This window comes from Oleiphilus sp. HI0061 (assembly GCF_001635675.1).
In genome coordinates this window covers 1-515 of sequence record NZ_LWFE01000729.1, presented here as the reverse complement: position 1 = coordinate 515, position 515 = coordinate 1, and the positions used below count along the sequence as shown (strand labels likewise).

Sequence of the window (515 nt, the reverse complement as noted above, 5' to 3'; positions counted from 1 at the left end):
TAGCTGGCTTAATTCGGGAATACGATGGTCGAAAAGTCCCCGTGATTCTATTTACCAAAGGAGGCGGTTTATGGTTGCCTTCTATGGCTGATACCGGCGCTGATGCACTTGGTCTTGACTGGACGATGGATATCGGTAAAGCGCGTGCCTTGGTAGGTGATAAAGTTGCTTTGCAGGGGAATATGGATCCGTCGGTGCTATATGCTTCAGAAAAAGGTATTAGGGATGAGGTGGCTAGAATTTTGGCATCTTATGGTCCAGGTGAAGGCCATGTATTCAATCTGGGGCATGGTATTCATCAATTTGTTGATCCAGCACATGCAGGCTACTTTGTTGATGCGGTTCATGAACTGAGTGCTCAGTATCACGCTTAAGATCGTTATCTAATGCATAGAATTAAGGGTGCAACGTGGCACCCTTTCTTTTTCTAGCACAAAATGCCATGTAATTCCCACACGTGTCACATTTGCAGCAGGCTCTTATTTAACCTGTGCGACTCTTTTAATACAATCGAT

1 protein-coding gene is annotated in these 515 nt (G+C 44.9%); it reads left to right on the top strand.

From position 1 onward, the window contains the following. On the top strand, positions 1-374 hold a 374-nt coding region (locus tag A3735_RS09075), incomplete at its 5' end, for a uroporphyrinogen decarboxylase family protein (protein ID WP_304439986.1). Positions 375-515: the final 141 nt, after the last annotated feature.